Consider the following 2,273-nt stretch of genomic DNA (forward strand, 5'->3'; position numbering starts at 1 on the left):
AGTCCCTAATCAAAAGGTCTGTGCTTTGTTTGCTTGCTTCTGATTTTCCTTCGGAAAATCCTCGCACTCAAACACGCACTTTCCATACATGTAACGTTGGCAAACATTGGTAAACCATGTGCCTTAACGAACATTTGGAAGTGATTCGTATTTGATGTATATTTACACCAAAACATAAAGTTATGTCAAGACAAAGTATATCATTTACCGAACCGAACGACGAATGGCTGAAAGCGCAAGTGAATAAAAATGAATATTCAAGTAAAAGCGAATTAGTAAACGATTTAATTAGACAAGCCAGAAAACAGCAAATACAAATTGATTGGGTTAGAGCCAAACTGGATAAAGCTGAAAAAAGCGGATTTACGAGTGACAATAAAAACGAAATTTTAGCTCAATCAAAGTCCTTATTGAATGGCTAAATACAGATTAAGTAACGAAGCTAAAAACGATTTAATACGAATTCACCATTACGGAGTTGAAAAATTCGGAATGACTCAAGCGGATAAATATTTTGAATCATTTTTTGAATATTTTGACATTATTTCCCAAAGACCTTATTCTTTTGAATCGGCTGAATATATAAAAAAAGATTATAGACGTTGTGTTTGTGGAGCTGACAGTATCTATTTTAAAGTTAATGAAGATATTATAGATATAATGGCAATTGTTGGAAGACAGGACTTGAATGAAAAACTATAACGGAATAATAAAAACGCACCACAACACCGTATCCTATGAAAAGCACTAGCCTAGTTCTCCAAAGTTAATATTTATTTTTTAATTATCTCATAATGATGATTCTGTGGTGTTGGAATGTTGATAATTCCGATAGGATTATCAATATTTCAATACCTTTTAAATAACTTGCTCCGCATCCTATATGTGATCCATGCTAAAACATGATGGTCACCAGCATCTGTATGATTATTAAGTTATAATAAACCTGTCCACTTGCTAAAAATGTGTGATACCTAATAATCTGGTTCACCTACGGTGTTTTGTGATACAGGCTTTGCTACTTCTTTGTGAGCTCTGTTATTGGTTTATATTATTCTATCACTCCAATGGTATATGGTGTTTCTGTTTTTATAACGGCTAAGGTTCTGCTCAATAATTTTCGGGCTATCTTAACAATGATGCTCTTGACATTCTTCCCTACATGTTTACGATAATAAGCCTGCATCACAGGATCGGTTCGTATGGCTTGCCAAGAGGCTTCTATAAAATAACTCCTCATCAAACGGTGTGCTCGCATGGTAATACCTGTGTGTCTTTGGTTATCGCCACTTTGGTGCACCCCAGGTGCCAGACCCACGTAACCAGCTAAATGTTTTATATTGTTAAAGCGACGTAAATCTCCCAATTCGCAAATAATGCCACAAGCTACAATACCTCCTATTCCTGGAATACTGCGTAAAAGGTAATAATCCTTTTTATAATGCTTACGGCAATAAGCACGTAGTTTTGTGGAAACATCTCGAAGCTCTTTATCTATAAATCTAAAACTGCGCATTCTACTATCAAGTGTTTCTCGAGCAGTTGGATGTTCAAAAACAAGTGTATCCACCCATTGCCTAAAGCTGTGACTCCAGTGGTCATTGTCAAAGGCTTCGGGAACCGGAACTCCAAAATAGAGCAGCTGCATTTTGATATAACTCTTTACCCGCCTAAAGTCCTTAACCAAATCGTTACGTCTTCTAAAAAGACTTCGCAATTGCTCTCGCTCTACTTCTGGAATATGAATACTTTCCAATCTTCCGTCCTTGAGTTCTCGTGCTATAAGTTGCGCATCAATCTTATCGGTCTTGGTAAAGCGTTCTTTTCCTTTTCTGTGAATGTCGGCAGGGTTGACTACTAAAGAGTTCCACCCATAACCCTCAAAACTACGATGGGCATAATAGCCACAACAACCCGCTTCGTAAGCGGTAGTGACTTCATAGTTACGGAAATGGGTGTGAACATATGCCTCTAAAACCTCTGGTTTTGGGGGCATGGTAAAAGATTTTCCAGAAAATAGATCCGTGGCACAATGAACTTTCCAGCTTCTCTTGTGTATGTCAATTCCTATGTATAACTTTGGGTGGGCAGTTTGTTCAGGTTTCATATCTTAATTGTTTTGGTGAACTTTAAAGATACTGGACTTTCTGCTTTTTCATGGATGCTAAAAATAATTGCTATTTTAGGCTTGCATAAAGGTCATTGCTTTGTTTGCTAGCTTCTGATTTTCCTTCGGAAAATCCTCGCACGCAAATCCGCAACTATCTTTATAC

3 protein-coding genes are annotated in these 2,273 nt (G+C 37.1%); 2 read left to right on the forward strand and 1 reads right to left on the reverse strand.

Annotated features, from left to right (window positions below; all coding sequences use genetic code 11):
• The first annotated feature begins 182 nt into the window (after nt 1–182).
• Together WBQ70_RS01970 and WBQ70_RS01975 are read left to right on the forward strand one after the other, a co-directional pair.
• Complete coding sequence (locus WBQ70_RS01970; protein ID WP_042507096.1) at nt 183–422, forward strand: ribbon-helix-helix domain-containing protein; 240 nt, start codon at nt 183–185, stop codon at nt 420–422.
• Entirely contained in the window at nt 415–702 is a 288-nt protein-coding gene (locus WBQ70_RS01975; protein WP_423909843.1) for a type II toxin-antitoxin system RelE/ParE family toxin, read from the forward strand. Before WBQ70_RS01970 ends, WBQ70_RS01975 begins: the two co-directional genes overlap by 8 nt.
• 349 nt (nt 703–1,051) lie before the next feature.
• Here the strand turns inward: WBQ70_RS01975 and WBQ70_RS01980 are convergent, their stop codons facing one another.
• A complete protein-coding gene (locus tag WBQ70_RS01980; RefSeq protein ID WP_423909846.1) occupies nt 1,052–2,107 on the reverse strand; it encodes an IS110 family transposase in 1,056 nt (351 codons plus the stop codon).
• Nucleotides 2,108–2,273 lie beyond the last annotated feature (166 nt).

The sequence above is a fragment of the Flavobacterium sp. genome (assembly GCF_049590715.1).
In the GTDB taxonomy this organism is placed as follows: domain Bacteria; phylum Bacteroidota; class Bacteroidia; order Flavobacteriales; family Flavobacteriaceae; genus Flavobacterium.